The following is a 25,949-nucleotide window of genomic DNA, read 5'->3' as shown; positions in this document are numbered from 1 at the left end:
CAAAGCCCTTCTCGTGAAGGGCTTTGTTTTATCTGATTCTAATAGCTGACGAAAGACGACTCGTTAGTTCATTTCCGTATTGATCACCACATCACGCGTTTCATTATCCATATCACTGATGCCAACAACTGAGATTTCACGGTCAGATAAATTCTCAATCATGCTGTCTTCTAACCCACCGTCCGTCATCCACGCATAGAATTTTTCCGCAATACGATCCGAACCTTCCCCGACAAACGTTAATGTGACCTTCTTCATTTGTGACACTCCATCAATTTACGATTCAGCCACTTAAGCGTAGTATGTTTCGCAAATATCGACATAAACTAGGACTAACTTCTTTTATGAGTATCGAAAAATTTGACGCGATTTATCAGCGCGCTGCCGAGCGTAAAGGTGGTGAAGATCAACTTGAAGCGCTTTTGTCTCATCCACTAAGCAAAGAGGAACTGGCTGCGATTCCCGATGACCGTTGGCTGGCCGCTTTTTCGATGAAGGTATTCCAAAGTGGGATTTCATGGAGCGTGGTTCGCAACAAATGGCCGAACTTCGAAGAAGTGTTCTTCGGATTTAAAATTGAGCCGTTGCTGATGCTGTCAGACGAGCAATGGGAAACCAAAGCAACCGACAAACGCATCATTCGCCACCTCACTAAAGTCATGTCGATTCCTGCTAATGCTCGTATGATCCACGAAGCAAAAATCGAATACGGCTCGTTTGGCAAAATGGTTGCCGATTGGCCGCAAGAGAAAATCACCGACCTATGGGCGTATTTGAAGAAACGCGGCAATCGCCTAGGCGGAAATACTGGCCCTTACACACTGCGTCAAATGGGCGTTGATACCTTCATCTTGTCTAGCGACGTTGAAGCTTACCTACGTAATTGCAAGATCATTGAAGGTGGCAAAGATACGAAAAAATCGCTCGATGCAACCAACAAAGCGTTTGTTCAATGGCAGCAAGAAAGTGGCAGAAGCCTGTCTGAGATCAGCCAAATCATTGCGTTCAGCACCGGCGATAATCGCATTTAACAGAGACTGAACCCAAAACAAAACGGCGCACCAAATATTGGATTTAGTGCGCCGTTTTTATGTTCATTGGTTCAAGTACAGACTTACTTTGAAGCCAGTGATTCCCACTCAGTCAGTAGCTGCATAATACGGTGAGAGTCTTCCCATGTTGCACAAGGGTTCTCTAACGATGTACGCCCTGCTTCAACCGCTTGGCGAATATTGCGCACTTGATAGAAGAAAGCGTCTCCAGCTGCCGATACAGACACCTCGCGCTTCGACGTCTCGTAAATTTCCACACTAAACTGGTTGTCTTGCGTTGGTAGCCATGGATTCGAGTCTAACGTAATACTGCCTTTACTACCCAGAATAGTGAATTGGTGCTTCAATCCATGATCTTCGGCGGTGTGTACGCTCGCCGTTTGTTGCTCACCGAATTGCATCATCAAACTCGATTCACAGATATTCCCATCGTTACCTCGTCGACCAATCGCCGTCATAGAGCGGTTTCCAAAGGCTTGTTCACCCAACATGGTTTTCACCACCAAATGCACCAATGACATTGGGTAGCAACCTAAGTTATACAAAGCACCTTTACTGTCCGGATTAACAAACTGCGCAATCGACGCAATATAAGACGTGTGGATGGAGCGAAGTTCACCAATCTCTCCCGATTTAAGCACAGAAACCAACTCGCTGATCAATGGGTGATGTAAGTACATCAAACCCTCAGCAAAGAATACCTTGTGCGTTTCGACTGCTTTTAGTGCCAACTCGGTTTTTTCCATATCTACCGACAGTGACTTTTCACACAGGATCGCTTTTCCCTGCTCTGCCGCTTTAACGATAAAGTCATGATGAAGGTGATTTGGCAATGCGATGTAAATAATGTCGACTTGCTCATCGGCAATCAACGCATCGTAATCGTTGAACGTATTCTCGATGCCATATTGCTCAGCGAATGTCTTTAAGTTCTGCTCCGAACGCCCAGCAACCGCGTACAGTTCACTCTTGTCATCGCCTTGGATTGCCTCAGCCATGACACCTGAGATAAAGCTTGTGCCTAAAATACCCCATTTCATGTTCGCCTCTCCTATTGAGCTTGGGTTTCGAATGCTTGAACTAACTCTGCCATTTCAGCCGCAATAAACGCTTGTGTATGCGGCATAGCAAAATGCGCTTCAATCGCGGCGCGGTTTTCATATCGCTCCCAAAGAATCACACGTTGTGGATCTTTAGAATCGTAGGTCGCACTCGCTTGCAAGCACCCCGTTTCGCTTTGCATATCAAGGCAAAATTGTTCAATGGCTTCAACTACTTGTTGTCTTGGCTTATCGGCATTCATTTTCAGTTCGGCGGTAACAAAAATCGTCTCATTCATGATGGATCTCTTTCTCCATTCTTAATCATACGCCCACTGTAATTAACCTCGTTTGATTGATAAACTCTGCTTTAGTTATTTCTTTATCAACTCTGGGTGTGCAATGGATAAATTAACAAGCATGAAAGTTTTCGCTTACGTGGTCGAACACGGCAGCTTTCGTAATGCTGCACACCACTTTGATATTTCACCGACCATGGTTGGCAAGCACGTGAGCTTTCTTGAGCAAAGCTTAGGTACACAGCTGATTCATCGGACCACGCGCAAACAGTCCTTAACCGAAGCCGGTAAACTCTACTACCAAGAGTGCCACCGCATTATTGAAGACATCACTAACGCAGAGAACTTAATCCAGACGCTGATCAACCGTCCAACCGGAACAGTAAAAGTTAACTGCCCTGTCACGTATGGCAAAAAGGTCATTGCTCCTATCGTGGCTGACTTCTTAGCTGAATTTCCCGATTTGAACGTTGAGCTGATGTTGGACAACAATTTGATTGACCCATATCGAAGCGAAGCAGACGTGATTATTCGAATCGGTGAGTTGGTCGATTCGTCGTTAGTCGCGAGAAAATTGGGTGAATACCACATGACTTACTGCGCCTCACCCTCTTACCTTGAGCAACATGCCCCTATCCAATCGCTTGATGACTTAGCACAGCATCATTGTTTGGGGTTTCAGTATCACCAAGGAGAAAGCCAACAAGTGGTGAACATGCCATCTAATACCTTTGGAAACAGCAACACCCGATTAACGTCTAATAATGGCGATGTACTTAAGTTTGCCGCGTTAAAAGGCTCTGGTGTTCTTCTGCAACCAAAGATCTTAGTTGAACAGGAAATCCAATCTGGTGCCTTGGTAGAAATTCTCCATTCACACATTCCCAAGCCAAAACCGATCCACCTGCTTTACCGTTCAAAACAGCTTTCCCTTAAAAACCGCACCTTGGTTGATTTTGTTCTTTCGCATGTGAATCTCTAACGCCACCTCATAAAGCGGTGACAATTTAGCCATTCAATCAACTTTTATTGTCGATATGACAAATATTATTGCTTGTTAATTGTCTTTATTTTTCATGTTGTTAGTCAGAGACACCCATTAACTAGGCATAATTTATTGATTCACACCAATTGCATTGCTCTGACAAAGTGACTAGGATTGCCGCCTTTCCTGAGTGAACTATCAAAAAAATATCGAGAAATTTAATCTAATTTCTCTTCCTGTTCGTGTGCAATCACAACATTTACACTCATTTCAAATTGCATAAGCACATTCCTTTGCTTATGAAAACGACATTGATTTCTCAACGCTTTTAGTCACGTATGTGGCTTTTTGGCTTGAGAGAGATTTTTATTCAAGGTAGGTCACAAGGACGCTACCCCTTGACTGCATTTACTGGAGGATAAGATGCCTAAAGGTCTAATGCTGACTGACTTAGCCATCGCTGGCTTACTATTGATTTTGGCAAAAGTCATTCGCGTTCACGCGCCATTACTACAGCGTATGTACATTCCATCGGCGGTTCTCGCAGGATTATTCGGTCTAATTTTTGGACCAGCCCTGTTAGACGTACTGCCTTGGACCGATACGTTTACCGCTAACGCAAGCCTATTAACTGCTGCACTTTTTTCTGCGTTAGGTCTGGCAACGGATGTTCCATCACCTAAAACCGTCGCACAGCGTGCTGGCTCATTGTGGGCGTTTAACCAAATCGCTTCTGTTTCTCAGTGGTTGTTTGCGGCAATGTTTGGTCTAGTTCTCACAACCTTCTTCTGGCCAGAGATTAATCCTGGCTTTGGTGTGACAATGTCTGCGGGTTTTATGGGCGGACATGGCTCTGCATCTGTTGTTGGTGAAATCTTCACGGGGCTTGGCTGGGAAGATGGCTTCACACTTGGCTTAACGTTCGCAACCGTGGGTATTTTCATCTCGATTTCTGTCGGCATGCTCATGCTGCAATTCGCATTGAAGATGGGTTGGATTCGTAGCTTTACGACCTTCGACAGCATGGACGAACACGAACGCAAAGGCCTTGTTAAGCCTGATGATCAAGAACCGGTAATGAAAGACACCATGTCTTCCCTGTCGGTTGATTCTTTTGCGATTCACGCGGCGTTGGTTGTAGTGGTAACAGCTTTCTCGTATGTAGCGGCTAACTACTTATCTTCTTTCCACGATAAGGTACAAATCCCTACGTTCGTAACTGGCTTCCTTGGCGGCATGCTCGTGCGAATCGTCGCGAAACAAACGAAAGCTTCACGCTATCTTTGTGACGGTGCATTCAAACACGCTGCGGGCATCAGTACCGATTATTTGATTATCTTTGGTATCTCAGCCATCAAGATTACCGTCTTAGCCCAGTATTTAATGCCGATGGTAGTGCTTGCAATCGGCGGTATCGCCTTCACACTATGGCTAATCTTCTGGGTTGCCCCACGTATCATGGGCGAAGATTGGTTCGAGAAAGGCATTTTCTCTTGGGGTTGGTTAACCGGTACAGTTGCCATGGGTATTGCGTTGCTTCGCATTGTTGATCCAAAAATGCGTAGCAAGGTGCTTGATGATTACGCCATCGCTTATGTCCCTGGCTCAATCACTGACATCTTCATCATCTCTCTGATGCCAATCGCGATGTATAACGGCATGCACTGGCAAGCGCTTGGTGTAGGATTAGGTTACATCGCAATTGTCTTATTTATTTGGCGATTCATTTTTAAACGTAACAGCAGTGCTCTGACACACGAATCTTAGTCGCTTTACTCGGGAGGATTTTATCCTCTCGAGTTCATTCCTTGGTTTTTATCAAAATCACTCCTCATCTCGAAAATAAGCAACTTGTTTTATATTTGAGATTTGCAATCCCGATCTCTTACTATCATTCTTTTTTAATACTTGACCTGAAAGTTTCTATATCAGAATAGCCGCCTATTCGTTTCTAAAACATGGAGAAAGGCTGTGCGTCGCTCTCAAGGATTTACTCTTATTGAACTCATTGTGTGCATCATCATTCTTGGTATTGTAAGCGTCGTTGCATTTCCTAAATTTCTTGGCTTACAAAAAGATGCCAGAGTTGCGGTTCTATATGGAGCCAGAGAAGCACTCATGACCGCCAACAACTTTGTCTACACCAAAGCAGTGATTCAATCTCAAGAGACAGTAGATGGCGGCATACAATATAACATTGATCTAGATAATGACGGCCATAACGACCTAATTGGTTACTTTGGATTTATCAAAAATGTTATTCCAGCAAAAGAGCTAGCGGGCTTTGATCCGCAACTCACTATCAACACTTGGTATGGGGTAGACAGCCCAGACGAACCCTACTTCCTTATTGGTTTTGCAAACAAGCCTGTTGGTCCAGAACATATGTGTTATGTCGAAGTTTACTACCCAGAAACTCCTGGTGGCCAAGTGAAATACAAAATACAAACTGACGATTGCTAATTCCCATAGAGAGTGGCAGTAACACTTTTACTTTTGGTGTCTTCATCGTTATTGCAAGGTCATGGCTCCAAAACCACCATTAACAACTATTTCACATAATGTCGTCGCACAGTTAGCTCATAGAGATAAAACCAGTAATTTGCGCCGACACATGGTTATAATTGAAACAATCTATCGTTTTTAAACCCGCCTATAACTTGTGCTTGTAAACTCATCATTTCGCTCAATAATAGTTCTATAACAAATTCAATAATTTAAAGCGGGAGGCGCAATGAGAATATTCTGGCAGCTACGTTGGTATTTCCAACAAAAGTGGAGGCACTATGTCGGATCCATTCTGCTTTTCGCTGTGATATCAGCACTACAGCTTGTTCCGCCCAAAGCAGTTGGCATCATCGTTGATGGTGTCGTAGACAACACTTTAGATACAAATACGCTGATTCTATGGCTCTCAGGGTTAACTGTACTGATCTTTACTATTTATGGGTGTCGCATCTTATGGCGAATTTGGCTTTTCGGCGCAAGCTGGGAACTCGGGACCATTCTACGTAACCGTCTATATAGGCACTTATCGACACAGCCACCTCGTTTTTTTGAACGTTACAAGACGGGGGATCTGATGGCTCGTGGCACTAATGATGTGCGTAATATCGTTATGACAGCCGGCGAAGGGGTTTTAACCGCCGCAGACTCTTTGATCACTGGTATTGCGGTTTTAATCATTATGGTAACGCAAGTAAGCTGGAAGCTCACCGTAATGGCGCTTCTTCCAATGCCATTTCTTGCCATCATCATCTTCTTTATTGTGCGTATCCTACATCAACGCTTTCGTGTCGCTCAGGAAGCCTTTTCTACCATGTCAGACATGACACAAGAGTCACTTAATGGCGTGCGAATGCTGCGTGCTTTCGGATTAGAAAACCAAGAGCAGCAACGTTTTGAAGAGGTTGTGGATGATACTGGCGAAAAGAACATCGCTGTCGCAAGAGTCGATGCTAGATTTGACCCGGCAATTCAGTTAACCATCGGTCTTTCTTTCCTTCTTAGTGTCGCTGCTGGTGCTTACCTTGTTGATAAAGGTGAGATCACGCTTGGTGATCTGACCGCATTTACGATGTATTTAGGGTTGATGATATGGCCGATGCTGGCATTCGCATTCCTATTTAACATTTTAGAAAGAGGCTCTGCCGCATGGAACCGACTACAAGAGATCTTTGATGAAAAGCCAGAAATTATCAGTGGCAATAAGCCAATAGAAAATAAACCACTTCCGTTGAAAATTGATATCGACGATTTCCATTGGTCTAGTGATTTACCGCCCGCTTTGACGGAAGTAAACATCGAACTGGAACCCGGAAAAATGTTGGGAGTTGCAGGGCCGGTAGGAAGCGGAAAATCGACCCTGTTAACGCTACTTTTGCGTCAACATGATTTAGAAAACGGCTCAATTAAATTCGGTGATGTCGAGATCAAGGATGCCCTACTTCCACAGTGGCGCAACCGTTTTGCTGTCGTTAACCAAAGTCCGTTTCTATTCTCCAAATCTATCTTCGACAATATTGCCCTAGGCAACCCTAATGCAGAGAAAGAAGAAGTCTATAGAGCAGCAAAGTTAGCCTGTATACATGACGATATTGAAAAGTTTCCTGAAGGCTATCAAACAGAAGTTGGTGAAAAAGGCATTACACTCTCCGGCGGGCAAAAACAACGTATTGCGATAGCACGCGCTATGCTGCTGAATGCTCAAGTGTTGGTTTTGGACGATGCACTTTCCGCTGTTGATGGACGGACCGAACATCAAATCCTTAAGAATTTGGAAACATACTACCGTAATCAAGCCCTAATCGTTATTGCGCACCGCCTCACCGCATTGGAAGCAGCAGACGAGATCATTGTATTGAATCACGGACACATTACTGAACGTGGGCAACATAGCGCGTTATTAGCGCATAAAGGCTGGTACGCCGAGATGTTCGAGTATCAGAAACTAGAGCAGGCGATGGAGGAATAATGAATGAACCAGACCAGCACGTTTAAACGGTTAATGTCTTACCCATTATCTCAACCAAAGCCAATGATTAAAGGACTCGCCTTGTTGTTTATTGCAGCGTTAGCTAGCGCCGGCGGCCCTTGGTTGATTCAATATTTCATTGATGAGCACATCGCTAAAGGTGACTATTCACAAAGTGTTCTGATTTCGCTAGCAGTAGGTTATATCGCTCTTCAGATCGTATCGGCAACATTCCAGTATTTTCAGTCATTGCAATTTAGCATTGTCGCGGCTAACACGATCAAAGCGATTCGTAAGCAAGTATTTTCTGGCGTGATTAAGCAGCCGTTATCTGCGTTTGATTACACGCCTGCTGGAAAATTGGTGTCGCGAATTACCAACGATACGGAATCTTTACAGCAATTTTATGAGCTTTTGATCGCGACCGTGGTAAAAAACGTGGTCATGATTGTCGTAATGCTTGGCGTTATGTCTTTCATGAGTTGGAAGCTCACACTCGTTGTGCTTGTATTGCTGCCGATCGTCATCGGCTTTATGTACTTGTTTAAACAGCTAAGTACAGAAAGCTACCGAAAGATGCGTGACCTATTGACCGATATAAATGCGAATCTGAGTGAATCCATTCAAGGGATGAGTGTCATCCAATTAATGCAACAAGAAGAGCGTTTTAATAAACAGTTCAACGAGCTAACCGCAGAGCATCTGGTGGCATCTAAACGAGTGATTCGGCTAAACGGCTATCTGCTAAGACCATTAATGGACTTACTCGCTGGTCTTGCGTTGCTTTGCTTGGTTGCGATCTTTGGTTTTAATGGTATTGAGTTGATTGGTGTGGGGGTACTGTATGCATTTATCAGTTATCTTGCGCGAGTTACTGAACCACTAATTGAGATGACTCAGCAACTTGCTCTACTTCAGCAGGCGTTAGTATCAAGCGAACGTGTTTTTGAATTGATTGATGCGAAAGAACAAACTTACGGGGGCGATCATCAACCATTAAGGTCAGGTGCTATCGAACTTAAAGACCTCACATTTAGCTACGATGGTAAACAGGACGTCCTAAAAGACATTTCGTTGAAGGCCAACCACCAAGACTTTATCGCGCTTGTCGGGCATACGGGAAGCGGTAAAAGCACATTAGCGTCACTGTTAATGGGCTTTTATCCAACGCAATGTGGTGAACTGCTCATAGATGGTCGTCCACTTAAAACATTAGGGAAAGACGTACTTCGCAAAGATGTGGCAATGGTTCAACAAGATCCACATATTCTCCCTGCTTCAGTCAGAGAAAACATCTCTCTCAGTCGGGCGGTTGATGACAATCAAATATGGGATGCGTTAGACAAGGTAGGTTTGGCAGAACAAATTCATCGTTACCCTAACGGGCTAGACACGCAGTTAGGTCAAGGCGAAACTAATTTATCTGCAGGTCAGAAACAGCTTTTGGCGTTAGCACGTGTGCTTGTGGTAAAACCTAAGATATTGATATTAGATGAAGCAACCGCAAATATTGACTCAGGAACAGAGGCTTTAATCCAAAAGAGCTTGGCGGTACTCAGACAAGACATGACGCTCGTTGTTATTGCTCATCGGCTTTCAACTATCCTAGATGCAGACCAAATCATTGTTCTTCATCATGGGGAGTTAGTCGAGAAAGGCACACACAAAGCACTCTTAACGCAAAATGGTCGTTATGCTCAAATGTATCAGTTACAGCAAGCAAACCGACATCTACAACAGATTGAAGAAGACACCAAGCAACTCGAAGAAGCGGTGTGATTTTATGCCCGTGCCTTCTTTTTATTTAGTTGGCATGGGCATAATTGGTGTAACTTCAAAATTTAGCCTTGTTAGCTTCCAATTTCTTCATAATGTGAACTAATTTTCTATTTCTTACCTATTATTGACATAACCCCTCGCTATATCGCGCAAGGTCGTTGTAAAATCGTACGGTACTTAAGTCTACTGCCTGTGGCATTGGACGGAATTCCGCTTTCTAATTATGCACATTAATCTCATGACACAAGTCCATGGACAAAGATAAGTTTACTAACATCTATCGCTTGCCTGGTTCGATTCAAATTCGTATCGGTAAATGGCAAAAGACGTTCCGCGGCACCTCTGATTTAGTTTTACATCAGGCGCTAATGGAGCGTAATAAGCAATTTAAGAAGCCAGACTTTTTACCTAAAGGCTGGTGTGTCACTCCTATTGATGAAAACGACATTACCATTACGCATCACGGTAAATATATCCAAACCGTTATGCGCACAATGCTGGACAGAAAGGTCTCATACAAGCGACTGTTCCTATCTCGAATGACTCTCGAAGAAGGTGAAAAAGTGCTCCACAATTACAAGCTGGAGTGGGTAAGAAAACATAACCAGATCGCCAAAAAGTACAATCAAATTAAAAAGAAACAATATATGAATTTTGCAAGAGAAGAAGAGGAAACCCTCTACCCTTCGATTCCAAAGGGTGAGTTTGACAAAACGTTATGGAACAAACTTGTCGTATCATCGTTTGGCCCGCAGAAAAAGTACAAAAACCCGCACTTTGTCCGTAAAGCCGATTTCTAAATAAACACCCCTAAAGTTAGGGGTGTTTATTTATACGTTAACTCACCAGTCGTAAGTTAAACTTGCAATAACATTTTGTCGGTCGCCATACCAACAAAAACCATCACATGTCGCTATGTACTTTTTATCCGCGATGTTTTTAGCTGCGACTTGTAGCTTGTAATCGCCGATTCGATAACTGACCGTCGCATCCATTAAGAAATAACTTGGTACTTTTAGTCTCTCTTCATTGTCTCCGTATGACTCACCTGTATAGCGCGCGCCTAAGCCAACAGCAAAGCCATCAAGAGGTCCATCAAAGAAACGATAATGTGCCCAAGCTGATGACACGGTATTCGCCACTTGGGAAGGTGTTTTGCCAACCCATGCCTTATTGATGTCTTCTTTTATCTCTGCATCAACGTACGCAATGTTCCCGATCAATGTTAAGGATGGTGTCACATTAGCTACAGCTTCAAACTCAACGCCGTTATTTTCTATTTTTCCTATTTGCGTTAATTCACTCAAGTAGATACGAGCCAAGTTTTCTTTTGTTGCCCGATACGTTGCAATATTGAAATAACCATCAAATGAATCCGGTTGGTATTTCATACCGATTTCAAATTGATCACCGCTTTCAGGCTTCGCTGGCTTACCATTGCTGTCTTCTTGAATAATTGGATCAAAGTACTGAGAGTAACTAAAGTATGGCGTGAAGCCAGAATCAGAAATATAAGCCGTTCCCACGCTAAACGTCCACTCTCCATGATCGACTTTCGTGCGAGCACCCGTGGTAACATTATGTACTTCATTACTTGTATCGTCGTAACGTGCGCCCAATAACATCGCCCATTTATCGTTGATCAGCATATGATCTTGAAAGTAGACGCCGAGCTGCTGATTATCGATTTTCGTTCTTTGTTTATCGGTTTCGCTCAATGGTTGTAGCGTATTCGGATCGAGTAACATTATGTTATCCGAATAAGTAGGATTAAATACATTAAACCTAGGATCGGGCAAAGCTCCCATTGGTGTGTTTAATAATGCATTACCATTAGCAACGATAGGGTCATTGGCAAAATCTTTACCATCGATACTGATCATTTGAAAATCTATGCCCAACATCAAGTTATGCTCAACACTTCGCCAATTTACTTGGTGCATCAAACGATTATCGATATTAAAAGCATCAGATGACCCATCTTCTGTTGAAGCACCCCGAAGTATGGTTTTGCGTTCATTTGATGGGTCCAAAACCGGCCCCAACGCAGGCACATCAGCCGAGTAAACGTACGAATACATTTGTCTTAGCTTAACATCCATTTCGCTGTAACGAGCTGCTTGAATAAATGAAGTGGTATCATTAAATGCATGAGAAAACTCATAGCCTAAAGACACCTGCTCACGCTCAAACGTCTCCCAGTTAGGATTGCCTATCGCTAAACTATCACTGATCTTTCCATTTTTGTTTGGCGTTAACGTTCCTTCAACTGGCAAAAATTGCAGATAAGGATCTGAGTCGTCTTTTTGATAGCTCGTTAGAAAGGTAATTTCAGACGCCTCATTAAATTTGTACGTCATCGATGGAGAGAGAAGAATGCGCTCTGCTTCTACCCCACTAATTCTCGTCCCATTTTTTCTCGCTAACCCTTGAAAGCGGAAAGCTAGCTGCTCACTCACCTCAGAGTTTACGTCAAGAGAAAGTTGTTTACGGTCTTCAGAACCGTACTCCAAAGATACAAGTCCTGACCCCCCATCAAATTGAGGTCGCTTACTGACAACATTGATGACCCCACCAGGAGGGTTTTGCCCATAAAGAACAGACGCTGCACCACGTAAAACTTCAACCCTTTCCAAAGCAAACGGATCTATTTGCCAACTATAAAAACCAGAAGAATATAAACGGGTACCATCTTGATACAGCCCGCTGTTCGCCTGTTTAAAACCACGAATAATAAACCAATCTTGCTTGTTATCTTCGCCGAAATAATTAGTTTGAATACTTGGTGTGTACTGTAGCGCGTCAGAAATGCTAATAGAGGCACGATCATCCATTTGTTCTCGCGTAACAACAGATACCGCTCTTGGGGTTTCATTGATGGCAATATCAGTTTTCGTCGCTGCCCGACTCTTCGCTCCGAGATAACTAAAATCTGGACCAACTGCACTGTCTTGCTGCTGTCCAATCACAACTATATTTTCATCTTCCTGAGCCAAGACATTTGGCGTTGATACAGCTAATACAACCGCCATCGACGTTGGTGTCAGCATAAACTGCCGAGTCATATTCTCTCCTTTTTGTCGGCAGCCAAACCAACCCTTCATGACTTCAGCGACCGCTGAAAGAAAAGCGAGTTACGGCATCGCCAGTTGTTTCCGTAAAAGACAAACCAGAGGTTTTGCATAAAGCACTCGCATAGGTTACGAATGCCACTACGAGTGCTTATTTGTATAAGTACTTTCTTGGTTGAGGCTTAGCTCATTTCTATAAGCGGCGTAAACCCCACATTAAATACAAACCGCCAATGAGAGACGCCATAAGCCCTGTTGGTATTTCTTGCGGGTAAAGGACCTGTCGTCCCAACCAATCAGCCAACAACATCACCCCTGCCCCCAATATCGCGGCGCATAACATGTGTTGTGACGCTTTGTTAAAACCAAATAAGCGAGCTAAATGCGGAGCCAACAACCCAACAAAGCTAATCGGACCAACAACCAATGTCGCACTGACCGTGAGACAAGCAACTAAAAGAAGCAGTGTTGCGCGTGAACGATCAACTCGAATTCCAAGCGCTTTAGAGGAAGCGGCACCGACAGGAAGAATATCTAGCCATCTTACGCAGAGAAAACTCAACCCTATAAAGACAAGCGCAGATAAAGACAACGGGAGTAACGTTTCAACCGAGACATAGTAGGTAGACCCTGACAACCAAGCCAATGCTTGATAACTTCTTGGGTCACCAGTGGCTAGAATAAAGCTCTGTATTGCATTCATCAGTGCGGTTATCGCAATACCAGTCAACAAAATACGCTCCGGCTGAAAGCCTGATTTACGGTTTAGCAGCACAATGACTAATACCGTCGCTAATGCACCTACGAGCCCGCCTAGAGAAAGAGTGAAAATTGACGAACCAAACCCAGTAAACATCGCGATGATCAATCCCATCGCTGTCCCTGAACTGATACCGATCACTTCAGGACTTGCCATTGGGTTTCCACTTAGGCGTTGAATCATGGTTCCAGCAATCGCTAACATTGCCCCCGCAATTGCTGCTGCAAATAATCTAGGTGCGCGCCACTCCAAAAAAATCCAATTTTGGCTAGAAAATAAGTTTGCCCACCCTTCATTTTGCACAGCAACCGTGGCAAAAAGAACAACAGAAATTAACGTGCCGATCAACGCCAATGAGATCGCTTTAGGGTTTAGCTTGTAAACATGTTCACGATGTCGAGTTAACACTGTTTGAGTATGGCCCTGCGTCTTTTGTGATAAGCGAGGTAACAGCCACAACAGTAGCGGAGCGCCCAGTGCAGCGGTTGCTGCTCCCGTTGGTATAAAACTCGCCATTAGCCCTGGCAGTTGCTGAATAACCAAATCGGTTAAAGTCAATAACATGGCACCAATCAGCATTGATACCCAAAGCTTATGCTGGATTTTATTGATACCTATCAATCGAGTAATCGCTGGCGCCGCTAACCCGATGAAACCGATGATTCCTACGACAGAAACCACCCAAGAAGTGATTAACACCGCAAGCCCAAGACAGACAAAACGCAACTTAGCTAGCGAGACACCTAAACTCTTGGCACCTTGCTCGGAGAGTTCCAACAGACTTAACGGCTTTGCAATCACAAATGCAACGACCGTAGCAAGTGCGATTCGAGGGGCAAGATACGAGAAATCTCCCCATCCACTCTGAACAAGCGAACCGGCTCCCCATATCATTAACCCATTCAGCTTTTCGGTATTCATCATCAGAATAACCGTACTTAATGATGCAAAGTACAGGTTTATCACTAACCCAGAAACGACGACAACCGTTGGAGATAACGCTCGTCGCCATGACAACAGCATCACCAACCCCATCGATATCACACCGCCGATGAGAGCAACCAAATTAGGCGCGATATCCAACATCCAAGGTGCGAATAGCGTAGCTAACATCAAAGCAAAACTTGAACCGCTCGCCACACCAAGTGTCGTGGGTGAAGCGAGAGGGTTACGCAGCACTTGCTGCATCAATACCCCAGCAACCGCTAATCCAGCACCAGATATAATCGTGGTGAAGACTCGAGGCCACCAGCTAAAGTGAAGTAAAACAGAATCGATAGATTGAAAGTTAGGCTCCCATAAACTGCTTAGAGCCAACGAAAATGAGCTTACTTGGTACAATTGGAAAGCACCAATAGAAAAGGTAAATGCCGAAAGTAACACCACAAAGCTTAAAGGCATCGTTTTCATTGTGTTAACTCCTCGACCTTACTCGCCGTAACTAACTCTGCGAAACGGAGAGCTGAAGGCATAGAACCAAAACTCCAAACGGGTGCGACTTGCATGACCTTTTCACCAGATTGTTGAACAACATATTGCCAAAATGGGTCTTGAGAGAGCTGCTCCGCTCCACCGTAAGGTAATGGCTCTACGATAACAATTTGAGCTTTTATGCCAGCTAACTTGTCGATGCCAACTAGGCTAAAGCCCCAGCTATTCGTCTTTTCATTCCATGCATTACTCAGCCCAATCTTTTCGATAGCCTGAGAGTAAAGACTATTTTGACCAAAAACACGAACGTGCTTCGTATCCATAAACTGAATCATTAAAAGCGGCGGCTGGTCTTTGTTTATGCGCTGTTTTAATAAAGAGAAACGTTTTTCATATTGTTGGATAAGCGCCTCTGCTTCCGCTTCTCTTCCCAGCTCTTCACCAAACCTCCGAGTGAAACGAGTAAGTACCGACCAATCTGTGATCCCGCTTTCATATAAGTCAATCGTGGTAACGGGGGCAATATCGACTAAACGATGCTTCATTGAGGAGAAGTACGGGGCAATAAAAATACGGTCAGGTCTGAGCTCGTAAATACGCTCTATATTGGGTTGAGTTCTTAACCCTACATCCTTAGTTTGAGGTGGTAACGGTGGCGATTTTACCCAAGCATCGTAATCTTGCCCTTGAGCGACGCCTACGGGCACAACCCCTAACGCCAACATCGTTTCAGTTTGTGTCCAATCAACCGACATCACCCGAGGTGATGCGTCAGCTAGTGCTTGAAAAGAACTGACCAAAAGCGCACTAAGTGAGAGAGCGAAAGAGAAATGTTTAAGTCGAGTGTTTGTACTGCTCATTATTCCAACCTTTAGCTTGGCATCGCCACCGGGTAACCCGCAGGGTGGTCAGAGATCATCATCTCTATCCCATATATGTCCCTCAACTTAGGTTCAGTAAACACCTGTTCAACATTGCCTTGTGCAATCAAATCACCTTGATGTAATGCAACGATGTAGTCGCAAAATCGTGCAGCCAAGTTGATGTCGTGTAATACGATAATAACGCCCAAGCCCAGTTCTTGACTGAGTTTAGAGATAAGCTTCAACATATCGACTTGATGGCTGATATCTAGCGCAGACAAAGGCTCATCAAGAAGCAAATACTCGGTTTTTTGGGCTAACAGCATAGCTAGCCACACACGTTGACGCTCTCCTCCAGATAACGTGTCCACTAAGCGATCTGCGTATTTTAGTGTGCCTGTCATCGCCATTGCTTCTTCAACAATGTCGTGATCTTTCTTACTCAAACGTCCAAGTAAACCATGCCATGGATAACGACCAAAACCGACTAAATCTCGACCTAAAATACTGTCGGTCACTGGAAGATGCTGAGGCAAGTAGGCAATGTGTTGGGCGAATTTTTTCGCTGAGAGATCGTTAATGCTCGTTCCATGCAGAACCACGTCACCAGCGGTGTATGGCTGTTGCTGTGCCAGCAACTTTAACAATGTGGATTTTCCTGAACCATTGTGTCCAACAAGAGCGTATGTTTTTCCGGGTTCAAATGTCACATCAAACGCTTTTAGCAATGACTTGCCTTCAATCTCAAACTGGAGTGCTTTAGCTTCCAACATCCCTACTTCACCTAATAGCCATTTACGAATAACAGTTATTCAGAGCTCTCATTCGTTGATCACGTTTGCCGTTCTTATTCAACAGAACGATTAATAAGGGAGGTTTTATATAACAACAAAGATACAAATGCAAACCGTTGTCATTATCATTACATCAACAAGATCATTGAGAGAATTGCTAAGTGTTAGTGATAATTTGCTCGGCTGAACTTCATTAGTAAATTATAGGCAGGTCAACGAGAGTAGCGGTCTCCCACTGCTCTCGCATAAATTTGAACGAATACTGCAGCGTATGAAGAAATGAAAAATGCCGCAGTGAATACATTAATGACGAGCGTCAGCGCCAAACTCTACTTCTTTATAGATATCGGCCAGCGACTTTTTACCTTGTTTGTCTTTGGCTGAACGCTTTTTCTTAGTTTGATAATGGTATTCTTGCTCCTGAAGTGCTTGTTCGTGCTCTTTTGCTGACTCAACAAACTCAGGATTTGCAAGTGCTTGTTGGCGTAAGCGGTTTACTCTTTCAAGGGTTTCCCACAACATACTTCACCTCCAAACTTGTTACTGTATATAAAAACAGTATTATTTAAATATTCCTCCTCGTCAACATTTCAACTTTGTTACTGCTCTTCACATTAACCCCAAGCCTGTATAGTGCTCAGGATATTTGTGGATGATTTGCTTTATATAACCTTGATGCTCTCGCAGAGCATTAACACATTCTCGAGATAACCATCCCTGATATACCCATTTTTCAAGCTCTAACAATGCGTATGGGATGGACCACGCTTGTCTATACGGATGGTGCGTTGTCATAAAATCAAAGGCATTTGCAGCAGCCGTAATTTGCGCGGCTATTGGTATATCGTCACTGGTTAAACCATACGGATAACCAGTGCCATTTAAGTTTTCGTACTGATAAGTAACCATCTGCAAAAACAAAGTCACACTCGGGTGAACCGGATTTCCGATACGGGCAACTATGTCATCCGCTGAATCGATACAACGCTCAATATGTTGAATCAATATCGCCTCTTGTTCTTGAGAGTAATTTGTTCGGCGGCTAGCAATTTCAACTGGCAGCTGACTATCACCGAGCGCATGGAACTGAGCAAAAATACCAATATCTTCGACCATTTCGTCATTCAGGTGATAACGATCCGCTAACTGCGTTGCGATAATTTGACTGTAGTACTTCATGCGTTTGGTATGCGCGTAATACTCAGGTGAATAGCCTGGCATCATACATTGCATTCGGTTCGCTAGCGTTTCTATCGCATTGACTACTTGAGTCTCTGATTCAACCGCAAATCGAATCATTTCGAAATAAGGTTTAAGACCATTCAGCGCTTCTAAACTAAACGCATCACGTTGAGTGGAGTTCAAAAATACAAAACCAGTAAAAGCTTTGTTGTCATAACAAGGAATAGCAGCCGACGACTGATATCCGTGTTTGAGTAAAATTTGAACCCGAGGACAGTGATTAATATCATGAAGGTCTTCGACGATACGAGGAACCGCGTTTTTAGAGGCAATATTGAGGTGGTGGAGTTTACGGAATGCTGATTCGTGATGGGCTAAACACCAAGTGTCAAACTCACTTTCTGCAAATGATTTGAGCACATCTTGGTCTGGGTGATATTTTGCAAATGACACCCTATCAATACATGGCAAGTGCGCCTGCATCCTGCCTTTTAGCGTTTGCAGTTGCTCGTTAAGCGGTTTTGCAAACGGGTAAAAACTCCGGTGCGCCATGCTTCACCTCCACACCAAAGCAGAGAAACAAGAAAAGCTCATTGTGTTGCAAATTCAATGGTATTTTGAGCGGTTTTCTCCACTTAAATTATCGATATACCACAACTTAAGTGTACGAAATAAAAGCACATTTCTACCAATTTTTTCACCGGATATCTTACGGTAATTTGATCCAGATTAAAAAAGCCAACGAGCGAAACTCGTTGGCCTAACAATACAGATTGATTACGATGGATTCAGTAACTAGAGGTTATTCAAAGAACGTTCTAAACAACTAGCCTAGAGCAGGAAGCACACCCAGCGTAATTAACACCTGAGCGAATACGATGCCAGTGCCAGCGATGCCCGTTATCACTAGCGCACCTTGACCACCAGCGACGCGGTACTCCCCAGTAAAATCATCCGATTTACGAACCTTGATCACCATAACCAAAGGCAAAAAGATGGCTAAAATCGCTAAGGCAATCGCTGCATAGCCCAAAGCCATAATAAAGCCTTGAGGATAGAAAAGTGCGAAGCCTAGCGGTGGAGTAAACGTCACTAGTGCCGCAATCAAACGATTAGGCTTATCGTTACTTCCTTTGATGGTATCACCCAAAAATTCGAATAGACCCAAACTCACGCCAAGGAACGATGTCAACAATGCCAAGTCAGCAAACACACCAACAATGCTACCCAAATTTGATTGGTGTACTGTCTGAGATAGTTGACCAATCAGTGCGCTCAACCCTCCGTTCTCAACAAGCGTACTTTGGCTAACCACACCCAACGTCACGATTTGCCAAAAGATATAAATAACGAGTGGAATCGTCGAACCAATAATAACGGCTTTGCGTAAAGAAGAAGTGTCACCGTCTAAGTAATTCACAATTGCAGGTATACTTCCGTGGAAACCAAACGAAGTAAAGATCACCGGAATCGCCGCTACAACAAGGCCTTGTTCGATTGGCATACTTAACAAGTAAGATTCCGTAACGTTTGGAGCAAGAAAAGAAAGCACCGCAACCATCGCAATGAGCTTCATCGCGAACAGAACTCGGTTTACTTTATCGACCGTACCGGTACCCACTGTCACAACTAAAGTCACAATCAAGGTAAAGATTATCGTTGATGTAGGCCCTGAAATATCGAGGTCAAACCATTGTGCAAGGCGGTCTCCGAACTGAGCACCACCGCCAGCGATATACGCTGCACATAATGAGTAGAAAAGAAACAACATCGCAAAACTTGCCACCCACTTGCCTTTTTGACCTAGGAGCTGTTTCGCCAAAGTATGAAGTGTAGCACTACTCTCCGCATGTTGATGAAGCTCAAGCATAAGCAAGGCAGTGAAAGCCATCAGAGCCCATAAGCCTAGCATGATGATAATAGAAGTTGAAAAACCAATGCCGGCAGAGGCAAGTGGAAGCGCTAGCATACCAGCGCCTATTGTAGTGCCCGCAATAATTAGCGTACTACCGAATACTTTAGAACGACTCATTGTATATTAATCTTTACACTTTATTAGAAATTATCAGTATTAGATCGGGCAACGGCGGACCGAAACCAACACCATATTTGTATTACCGTCGATATTGTAGGATCTTTAGCAGAAGATCAAGCAAAGTGTAAGGATAAAAAACCACACATGTAAACTATAATTTACACCTTACTGATATTTAACAATAACTGTGTGCATTCTTCCCTGTTCATGAACTTGGGAACAGGGTAATTCCAGTGCGCCTCTTTCAGAATTAAATCAACAAGCGCATCAGCATCTTCACGTTGAATGAGCGCACTGGTTTGCTCAATATCAATAGTTGAAAACAAGGACTCCAGATTCGCCAAAAAATGCTGAGCACTTGCGTTACCTAACTGCCCCTCGGCCGTCAACTCATCGAGCTTTCTTAGTTGAGGCTCAATCTCTGATAATGAAAAGCGCAGCACAGGCAACAAGGCTAATCCGTTTGCCATACCATGAGGTATTCCATATCTCGCACCGAATGTGTGAGCAAAGGCATGAACATAACCCAAACTCGCTTTGGTAAATGCTAAACCCGCGTAATAGGATGCCATAGCCATTTTATGACGAGCTTCGACATCATCCCCTTGCATCACAGCCCTAGGAAGATATTTAAAAATGAGTTTAATAGCGGCAACCGAATAAGCCATCGTTTCTTGAGTAGCGTTTTTCGATACATAGGCCTCAATAGCATGGGTTAATGCATCAACGCCAGTATCAGCCGTGATCTTAGGAGGTAAACCAATCATTAAATTCGCATCTAAAGCTGCCATTAGTGGCACCAACTTTGGATCCATTAAAGGGGTTTTAATGTGTGAGGAGGGATCTGACACGACCGCAGCGATAGTAACTTCACTTCCGGTTCCAGCCGTTGTTGGAATAGCAAAAAGCGGCGCTGGCATTCGCCATACCTTCAATAGTCCAGCTAATTTTTTGATTGGCCGTTTATTGGTAACTTTCGCAGCGATGACTTTTGCACAATCCATTGCAGAGCCGCCACCCAAAGCTAATATGCCCTCACAATGAAAACGATGATAAGCCTCTAGACCGCTCTCAACCTGATCATAGGTAGGATCGGGCTTAACTTGCGAGAAAACATCTAACTGTAAATCGAGTTGTGCTGCTGCCTCAAGCACCTTATCTACAATACCGACTTGGACCAACCCTTCGTCGGTAACTAACAAAACGCGTTTAAATCCCAGCTCGGTCATCGATTCTAATAGCTCATTCATCGAACCAGGGCCGGAAAACAAGGTTGGTCTCGGCATAGGAAGGATATGGGCTGCAATTTTTAACCCAGCGGTGTAACTCCGGTATAAACGATGCTTCAACATACGAAATCCTTTTCATTTAGAGCTATCATTCTAGCTACTTTTACTACCTATGCTTACTTTGCAATCACACATTTTCAATAAACTTATCTCACTAAAAGGGCTAGCATCGCTGGGAAACCGTACCATTTTATTATCTTTCCTCAACGACATGAGCTACAGAGAAAATGTTTTCAACGACGCTCTATTGTCATGTAGTTAACAAGCTTCTTTCCCTATTACTCTGTTAGTTACAGAGCGAGCCTCGAAGAAGTCTTCTTATTTTTTGCCAAAAGCAACAATATGAATTCTGTTAACCACACATCAATACCGTGTGTCTCTGGTTGAGCGCGAGCACGATTTACAAAAATAAAAATAAGAATGCGTTACATCATGATTTATTGTCGTTTTCAAATAAGTCAACAAGAGCAACAATAATCTTTCAAAACTTATACTTAGTTCAAATATCTGACTCTTAACCATGAGCTTCAGGTGATATTATTATGCAACTAGGATTATTATCCCGCCCATAATCAAAACTATGTCTAAACGCCCACCTTTTTGGGGTCTATTCGCTGTCGTACCCAATTTTTCCTATCACCTTCTGATTTGGGTTTAGCGTGGGCTAATTAGCAATGTCGGTATAAACCATGAATCATTCTTGCCATTCCCATACGGACATGGGCTTTGAAGTCGATCTGAAACAAGCACTTATCTGGGTTGCTCGAGCACTCGACTATGTAGGTGTTGATGATACGCACCATAGCCATCGTGTCGCTTACATCGCTTACCAATGTGCTCGGGTCATGAACTGGGAACCAGAAAAAGCGGAGTTTTGCTACTTCGCAGGGATGATCCACGATTGTGGGGTCTCCGAAACACAAGAACATAAAATGTTACTTGAGGAGTTGGTGCCACAAGATGTAAAAACACATTGCTTAAGAGGATACCGAAGCCTCAAGCAGTGTCGTTTGTTGCGTCAGTTTGCTACACCTGTTCTTTACCACCATACACATTGGAGTGAACTAAAATATCTTGATTTACCGCCTTTTGAAAAAGAGGTCGCTGCCCTACTCTATTTAGCCGACCGTCTCGATTTTATGCGTTCCAAATACGTCATGAACTGCCACTGTGACATTGTCACACTTCATGAAGAACTAATTGCAGAATGCATCATGGCAAACGCTGGAACTTTGTTTAATCCAGACATGGCTAAGGCAATGGTTAAGCTCGTTATGACCGACGCATTTTGGTTCGCGATGGAGTCTGAAAATATAGAAACCATCGGATTAAACTTTAAAAGCATTGATTGGCTTCAAAAACAGCTCACTATCCAAGATATGAATAGTTTGGGAATGTTTATCGCTCGAATTGTTGACGCAAAAAGCCCATTTACTTATCAACATTCGCAAAAAGTGGCGGAGTTATCTCGGTATCTAGCCATCAAGCTTGGGTTCTGTGAGCACGACCAAGAGATGTTATTTATTGCTGGGTTGGTGCATGATATCGGAAAGTTAAAAACACCAGATGAGATTCTTCATAAAGAAGGCTCTCTTAATAAACAAGAGTATACGCGTATCAAACGCCATACAATTGATACTCAGCTCGCATTGCATAAGGTCTTCCCTAACGCGAAAATAGCGGAGTGGGCTTCCAATCATCATGAACGTTTAGACGGGTCGGGCTATCCCTATCACAAAACAGGCGCCGAGCTCGATGTTCCATCGCGTATCATTGCTGTCGCGGATGTCTTCCAAGCTCTGTCTCAGGACCGTCCCTACCGAGGACGAATGGCTCAAGCACAAATCGCCGCGATTATGGGCGAGCAAGTCGCTAATCAAGAACTTTGTTCTGACGTCTATGCAGTGCTAGAGCGAAACATGACCGAGTGTTACGAGCTATCAACTAATGTTTAATCGATAAAGGGCGTATCTACGCCCTTTGCTGATTTTGTACAGGTTGCAAACCAATCATTTTGCAATATCAAGTACATTGTCTCGCACACCATTGATTCTGAACCAACCTGCAATGCTGAACCGCTCTGCGTTGGTCGGTAAAACCTCATGCGGGAATTGCTCAGATAAGAATAAAAGTAAGCGTCCTGATTGAGGAGGGATGGTTGCTATCTTATTATCATTTAGATCGTAAACCACCAATTCACCTGCATCCTTTTCCGTCCAAGATTCGTTCATGTAAAAAACGGTTGTCAATCGACGGTTTTCATTGCCCTTAAAACAATCTAGATGCTTTTGGTAGAAATCCCCTTCCTCGTACTTGGCAAAGTGAGCTTCATACTCAAAAAGTCCCAGAAACAAGTGACGGTTCACTTCTTGGCGTATTTCTTCCATCTTATCTAAGTAAGAAGTAACCGCGTGCCCCATATTGGGCGATAACCATTGAATTTTGTCACTTCGAATTGACTCAATACGAGTCACATCGTCATTACGACCAATACGCGCTTTTTTCCAGTTACTTGGAATGCAGTCTCGCAATTGATCCACTTCTTGTTCAGAAAGAAAATCATCCCAGATGTAGTAACCATGGGTTGCTAACGCATCGATCATTTTATTCATTATTGTCGTTCACTCATATTAGTTGGGCGGTCTATATAAAAAATCTTCAACCCCACAACAAATGCGATTTTTTGTCGAAACGACAACAAAATAAAAAGAGAGTAAAAATAGGTGATGACGAATATAAAAATGCCGCTCATATGAGCGGCAATATCTTTTATTATTGACGAGCTTCTAATCTGGTTGGATGAACTCGCAACGGACTAAGACGTTTAATAGTCGGGCGTTGTTTGTTTTTTAACTGGATATGACAAAGTTCCAGAATTAAGCCGAATGCCATCGCAAAATACACATAACCTTTGTTGATATGAATTTCGAAGCCTTCTGACATCAATAAACCACCTAACAAAACGAGGAATAACAAAGCAAGTGTCTTAAAACCAGGGTAACACGACACCAGGTTATTGATTTTTTCTGCTGTCATGACCATCACGATAGCAGAAGAAACAATCGCTGCGACCATAAGTGGGACATCACTTGTCAAACCAACGGCGGTTATCACCGAGTCCATCGAGAATACAGCATCCACGGCAACAATCTGCAACAGAACTACCGCTAAACCAGTACGGGCGTGAGTTGAGTGAGCAGACTCGTTGTGATTTAACCAACTCCACAACTCTTTCAGGCTTTTAGCCAAGAGGAATGCACCACCCGCAATCATGATGACGTCTCTTCCGGTAAACGCATGGTTCGCCAAAGAAAATAGCGGTTGAGTCAGTTGCATGATCCAAGAGATTGAAAACACTAAACCAATACGAGCAACAACAGCCAGACCAATACCAAGGCTTCTTGCCAGCTTACGTTGGTGCAGCGGCAGTCTTTCACATAAGACAGAGATAAAAACGACGTTATCAACGCCTAAGACAACTTCAAGCGCAAACAAAGTGGCGAAAATAGCCCAAGCTTCTGGTTGCATAAAAAGTTCTAGCATGAGCATGTCTCCAATAATAAGAAGACATATGGTGAAGGGTTTTGTCGACTAAAGGGGTCGTCCATTAATTATTTATACCTTTGTTACTGAGGGATCATGAGTAAATCACCAAACAATCAACAAAACAATATCTATTTTAATTAACAAGGAACAAGTTTAATTCGTGTACAAATCAATCAACTCCTCCAAATTGATTAAAATTACATAGAAGCTTTAGAATTGAATAAATGAAAGCATTAAAGTCCAACAAAACTAAGATAAATTTCTAGACTTATAAGCACCATCAATCCTTATGCAACCCATTAAATGCATTGAGCTCAAAGAGAAACAGGCGTGTTTCCGAGATAAACAATAGTAAAAATTTGTTTCATGCTGATATACTGCCAAAAATCATAAGAAACCATGCTATTTATGGACTACATTGCTCTTTCGCGTATAAGCCTTAAACATCTAACTGTTTTACATATGTTGTTAACCACTCACAGCGTCACACTTGCGGCAGAACGCTTGTGTGTAACACCATCGAGCGTCAGTAAAACGCTCGGACAGTTGCGCGAAACGCTAAAGGATGACCTTTTTTACCGTGATGGCACTCGCTTAGTGCCGACAGCATTTGCGCTGCATATAGGCCCATCAATCCATGGCATACTCTCCAGTATGAATGGATTATTACATCAAGGCTCTTTTAATCCGGCTTACTATCAAGGTAGTTTTTCATTAGCAATGCGTGAAAGTTCATTTGAGCTCTTTGCGCCAGTTCTACAGCACTTGTCCCAACAACTGAGCAACCACGCGCACTTGAATGTCCATGCGAAAGAGGAAATGAGCTTCGATGCATTAGCAAGAGGTCAAGTGGATTTTTTGTTGCTTCCTCACGATCTCAGCCAACCACCCACACAAAATAAAGACTTGGTCTGGAAAACCATTTTGAAAGACGAAATGGTTTGCTTAATGAGAGCATCGAACCCACTCGCTGAGCAACCCTTATCTGTTGAAAGTTACCTTTGTGCAAGACACATCGGTATTCATGATAAAGATCTGTCACAACCTTATTTTGAGCAAAATCTCACCCAAAGGCATTCAAAGCGAAACTTGGCCATGCGTGTAGCCGACTTTGGTTCAGCTGCGGTGATGTGTCAGCACTCGGATTACTTGTTCACATGCTCCAAGCTTTGGGCAAGAGCGGCAATGCAAGCAAAAGGTTTGGTTGAACAAGCTCTTCCATTCGATTACGGACAGGTAGCCTACAGCCTCGTTTGGAACAAAGCGAGCTTAAACGATCCCGCTTTAAAATGGTTACAGCAACAATTACTCGACGCCTGCGCCATGTTAGATGCCTGTGATGCGTAAGC

The 25,949-nt window shown here is 43.4% G+C and carries 22 protein-coding genes; 9 read left to right on the top strand and 13 right to left on the bottom strand.

Translation table 11 applies throughout. From position 1 onward, the window contains the following. Nucleotides 1–63 precede the first annotated feature (63 nt). Complete coding sequence (locus R7R78_RS01695) at nt 64–258, bottom strand: hypothetical protein (protein WP_005377692.1); 195 nt, start codon at nt 256–258, stop codon at nt 64–66. 86 nt (nt 259–344) lie between these two features. Between R7R78_RS01695 and R7R78_RS01690 the strand changes: the two genes are divergently transcribed. Further along, nucleotides 345–1,031 (top strand): DNA-3-methyladenine glycosylase I, encoded by a 687-nt coding sequence (locus tag R7R78_RS01690; RefSeq protein WP_005377694.1) that lies wholly within the window; start codon nt 345–347, stop codon nt 1,029–1,031. Between the two features lie 83 nt (nt 1,032–1,114). Here the strand turns inward: R7R78_RS01690 and R7R78_RS01685 are convergent, their stop codons facing one another. Beyond that, a complete protein-coding gene (locus R7R78_RS01685; protein ID WP_017820639.1) occupies nt 1,115–2,092 on the bottom strand; it encodes a Gfo/Idh/MocA family protein in 978 nt (325 codons plus the stop codon). Between the two features lie 11 nt (nt 2,093–2,103). Continuing rightward, nucleotides 2,104–2,391, bottom strand: coding sequence for a putative quinol monooxygenase (locus tag R7R78_RS01680; RefSeq protein WP_225472896.1), 288 nt, complete (start codon nt 2,389–2,391; stop codon nt 2,104–2,106). Between the two features lie 103 nt (nt 2,392–2,494). On the opposite strand from R7R78_RS01680, the gene R7R78_RS01675 reads away from it, so the two are divergent. The 6 genes from R7R78_RS01675 (at nt 2,495) to R7R78_RS01650 (ending at nt 10,429) form a co-directional block, all read left to right on the top strand. Beyond that, complete coding sequence (locus tag R7R78_RS01675; RefSeq protein WP_225472894.1) at nt 2,495–3,373, top strand: LysR family transcriptional regulator; 879 nt, start codon at nt 2,495–2,497, stop codon at nt 3,371–3,373. A gap of 426 nt (nt 3,374–3,799) precedes the next feature. After that, entirely contained in the window at nt 3,800–5,143 is a 1,344-nt protein-coding gene (locus R7R78_RS01670) for a sodium/glutamate symporter (RefSeq protein WP_158159647.1), read from the top strand. Between the two features lie 204 nt (nt 5,144–5,347). Continuing rightward, the gene (locus tag R7R78_RS01665) at nt 5,348–5,839 is read left to right on the top strand and encodes a type II secretion system protein (RefSeq protein WP_005377704.1); all 492 of its coding nucleotides are present in this window, start codon (nt 5,348–5,350) and stop codon (nt 5,837–5,839) included. 271 nt (nt 5,840–6,110) lie between these two features. Beyond that, a complete protein-coding gene (locus R7R78_RS01660) occupies nt 6,111–7,850 on the top strand; it encodes an ABC transporter transmembrane domain-containing protein (RefSeq protein ID WP_025998567.1) in 1,740 nt (579 codons plus the stop codon). 3 nt (nt 7,851–7,853) lie between these two features. Then, complete coding sequence (locus R7R78_RS01655) at nt 7,854–9,629, top strand: ABC transporter transmembrane domain-containing protein (RefSeq protein ID WP_225472892.1); 1,776 nt, start codon at nt 7,854–7,856, stop codon at nt 9,627–9,629. 251 nt (nt 9,630–9,880) lie between these two features. Continuing rightward, nucleotides 9,881–10,429 carry a hypothetical protein gene (locus tag R7R78_RS01650; RefSeq protein ID WP_054576911.1) on the top strand — a complete coding sequence of 183 codons (549 nt, stop codon included), beginning with the start codon at nt 9,881–9,883 and terminating at the stop codon, nt 10,427–10,429. Between the two features lie 42 nt (nt 10,430–10,471). On the opposite strand, the gene R7R78_RS01645 is transcribed toward R7R78_RS01650, so the two are convergent. The 8 genes from R7R78_RS01645 to R7R78_RS01610 form a co-directional block, all read right to left on the bottom strand. Then, on the bottom strand, nt 10,472–12,694 hold the full coding sequence (locus R7R78_RS01645) for a TonB-dependent siderophore receptor (protein WP_225472890.1): 2,223 nt from the start codon (nt 12,692–12,694) through the stop codon (nt 10,472–10,474). Nucleotides 12,695–12,893: 199 nt separating this feature from the next. Beyond that, the gene (gene fhuB / locus R7R78_RS01640) at nt 12,894–14,870 is read right to left on the bottom strand and encodes a Fe(3+)-hydroxamate ABC transporter permease FhuB (RefSeq protein ID WP_225472889.1); all 1,977 of its coding nucleotides are present in this window, start codon (nt 14,868–14,870) and stop codon (nt 12,894–12,896) included. Continuing rightward, nucleotides 14,867–15,751 carry an iron-siderophore ABC transporter substrate-binding protein gene (locus tag R7R78_RS01635; protein ID WP_054574124.1) on the bottom strand — a complete coding sequence of 295 codons (885 nt, stop codon included), beginning with the start codon at nt 15,749–15,751 and terminating at the stop codon, nt 14,867–14,869. The genes fhuB and R7R78_RS01635 overlap by 4 nt, the downstream gene beginning before the upstream one ends. 11 nt (nt 15,752–15,762) lie before the next feature. Beyond that, nucleotides 15,763–16,527, bottom strand: coding sequence for an ABC transporter ATP-binding protein (locus R7R78_RS01630; protein WP_005377721.1), 765 nt, complete (start codon nt 16,525–16,527; stop codon nt 15,763–15,765). Between the two features lie 324 nt (nt 16,528–16,851). Further along, complete coding sequence (locus R7R78_RS01625; RefSeq protein WP_005377723.1) at nt 16,852–17,070, bottom strand: hypothetical protein; 219 nt, start codon at nt 17,068–17,070, stop codon at nt 16,852–16,854. A gap of 87 nt (nt 17,071–17,157) precedes the next feature. Further along, nucleotides 17,158–18,282 carry an HD-GYP domain-containing protein gene (locus R7R78_RS01620; RefSeq protein ID WP_054701448.1) on the bottom strand — a complete coding sequence of 375 codons (1,125 nt, stop codon included), beginning with the start codon at nt 18,280–18,282 and terminating at the stop codon, nt 17,158–17,160. 274 nt (nt 18,283–18,556) lie between these two features. Then, nucleotides 18,557–19,762 (bottom strand): aromatic amino acid transport family protein, encoded by a 1,206-nt coding sequence (locus R7R78_RS01615; RefSeq protein ID WP_225472888.1) that lies wholly within the window; start codon nt 19,760–19,762, stop codon nt 18,557–18,559. A gap of 161 nt (nt 19,763–19,923) precedes the next feature. After that, nucleotides 19,924–21,117: an iron-containing alcohol dehydrogenase gene (locus R7R78_RS01610; RefSeq protein ID WP_017634023.1), complete on the bottom strand. Its 1,194-nt coding sequence runs from the start codon at nt 21,115–21,117 to the stop codon at nt 19,924–19,926. Between the two features lie 626 nt (nt 21,118–21,743). Here R7R78_RS01610 and R7R78_RS01605 point away from each other — a divergent pair. Beyond that, nucleotides 21,744–23,009 (top strand): HD domain-containing phosphohydrolase, encoded by a 1,266-nt coding sequence (locus R7R78_RS01605; RefSeq protein WP_005389088.1) that lies wholly within the window; start codon nt 21,744–21,746, stop codon nt 23,007–23,009. 54 nt (nt 23,010–23,063) lie between these two features. Here the strand turns inward: R7R78_RS01605 and R7R78_RS01600 are convergent, their stop codons facing one another. Further along, on the bottom strand, nt 23,064–23,666 hold the full coding sequence (locus tag R7R78_RS01600; protein WP_033905235.1) for a 2OG-Fe(II) oxygenase: 603 nt from the start codon (nt 23,664–23,666) through the stop codon (nt 23,064–23,066). 160 nt (nt 23,667–23,826) lie between these two features. Then, nucleotides 23,827–24,597: a TerC family protein gene (locus R7R78_RS01595; protein ID WP_225472887.1), complete on the bottom strand. Its 771-nt coding sequence runs from the start codon at nt 24,595–24,597 to the stop codon at nt 23,827–23,829. A gap of 411 nt (nt 24,598–25,008) precedes the next feature. Between R7R78_RS01595 and R7R78_RS01590 the strand changes: the two genes are divergently transcribed. Next, a complete protein-coding gene (locus R7R78_RS01590) occupies nt 25,009–25,947 on the top strand; it encodes a LysR family transcriptional regulator (RefSeq protein WP_005377737.1) in 939 nt (312 codons plus the stop codon). The last annotated feature ends 2 nt before the right edge of the window (nt 25,948–25,949 follow it).

Source organism: Vibrio sp. 2134-1, from assembly GCF_033339495.1.
Note: the sequence above shows the minus strand (reverse complement) of the source record. Positions and strands in the feature narration are given on the sequence as shown.

Coding starts and splice junctions, on each gene's coding strand:
- R7R78_RS01695 (WP_005377692.1), bottom strand. CDS start 258: ATGAAGAAGGTCACATTAACGTTTGTCGGGGAAGGTTCGGATCGTATT.
- R7R78_RS01690 (WP_005377694.1), top strand. CDS start 345: ATGAGTATCGAAAAATTTGACGCGATTTATCAGCGCGCTGCCGAGCGT.
- R7R78_RS01685 (WP_017820639.1), bottom strand. CDS start 2,092: ATGAAATGGGGTATTTTAGGCACAAGCTTTATCTCAGGTGTCATGGCT.
- R7R78_RS01680 (WP_225472896.1), bottom strand. CDS start 2,391: ATGAATGAGACGATTTTTGTTACCGCCGAACTGAAAATGAATGCCGAT.
- R7R78_RS01675 (WP_225472894.1), top strand. CDS start 2,495: ATGGATAAATTAACAAGCATGAAAGTTTTCGCTTACGTGGTCGAACAC.
- R7R78_RS01670 (WP_158159647.1), top strand. CDS start 3,800: ATGCCTAAAGGTCTAATGCTGACTGACTTAGCCATCGCTGGCTTACTA.
- R7R78_RS01660 (WP_025998567.1), top strand. CDS start 6,111: ATGAGAATATTCTGGCAGCTACGTTGGTATTTCCAACAAAAGTGGAGG.
- R7R78_RS01655 (WP_225472892.1), top strand. CDS start 7,854: ATGAACCAGACCAGCACGTTTAAACGGTTAATGTCTTACCCATTATCT.
- R7R78_RS01650 (WP_054576911.1), top strand. CDS start 9,881: ATGGACAAAGATAAGTTTACTAACATCTATCGCTTGCCTGGTTCGATT.
- R7R78_RS01645 (WP_225472890.1), bottom strand. CDS start 12,694: ATGACTCGGCAGTTTATGCTGACACCAACGTCGATGGCGGTTGTATTA.
- fhuB (WP_225472889.1), bottom strand. CDS start 14,870: ATGAAAACGATGCCTTTAAGCTTTGTGGTGTTACTTTCGGCATTTACC.
- R7R78_RS01635 (WP_054574124.1), bottom strand. CDS start 15,751: ATGAGCAGTACAAACACTCGACTTAAACATTTCTCTTTCGCTCTCTCA.
- R7R78_RS01630 (WP_005377721.1), bottom strand. CDS start 16,527: ATGTTGGAAGCTAAAGCACTCCAGTTTGAGATTGAAGGCAAGTCATTG.
- R7R78_RS01625 (WP_005377723.1), bottom strand. CDS start 17,070: ATGTTGTGGGAAACCCTTGAAAGAGTAAACCGCTTACGCCAACAAGCA.
- R7R78_RS01620 (WP_054701448.1), bottom strand. CDS start 18,282: ATGGCGCACCGGAGTTTTTACCCGTTTGCAAAACCGCTTAACGAGCAA.
- R7R78_RS01615 (WP_225472888.1), bottom strand. CDS start 19,762: ATGAGTCGTTCTAAAGTATTCGGTAGTACGCTAATTATTGCGGGCACT.
- R7R78_RS01610 (WP_017634023.1), bottom strand. CDS start 21,117: ATGTTGAAGCATCGTTTATACCGGAGTTACACCGCTGGGTTAAAAATT.
- R7R78_RS01605 (WP_005389088.1), top strand. CDS start 21,744: ATGAATCATTCTTGCCATTCCCATACGGACATGGGCTTTGAAGTCGAT.
- R7R78_RS01600 (WP_033905235.1), bottom strand. CDS start 23,666: ATGAATAAAATGATCGATGCGTTAGCAACCCATGGTTACTACATCTGG.
- R7R78_RS01595 (WP_225472887.1), bottom strand. CDS start 24,597: ATGCTAGAACTTTTTATGCAACCAGAAGCTTGGGCTATTTTCGCCACT.
- R7R78_RS01590 (WP_005377737.1), top strand. CDS start 25,009: ATGGACTACATTGCTCTTTCGCGTATAAGCCTTAAACATCTAACTGTT.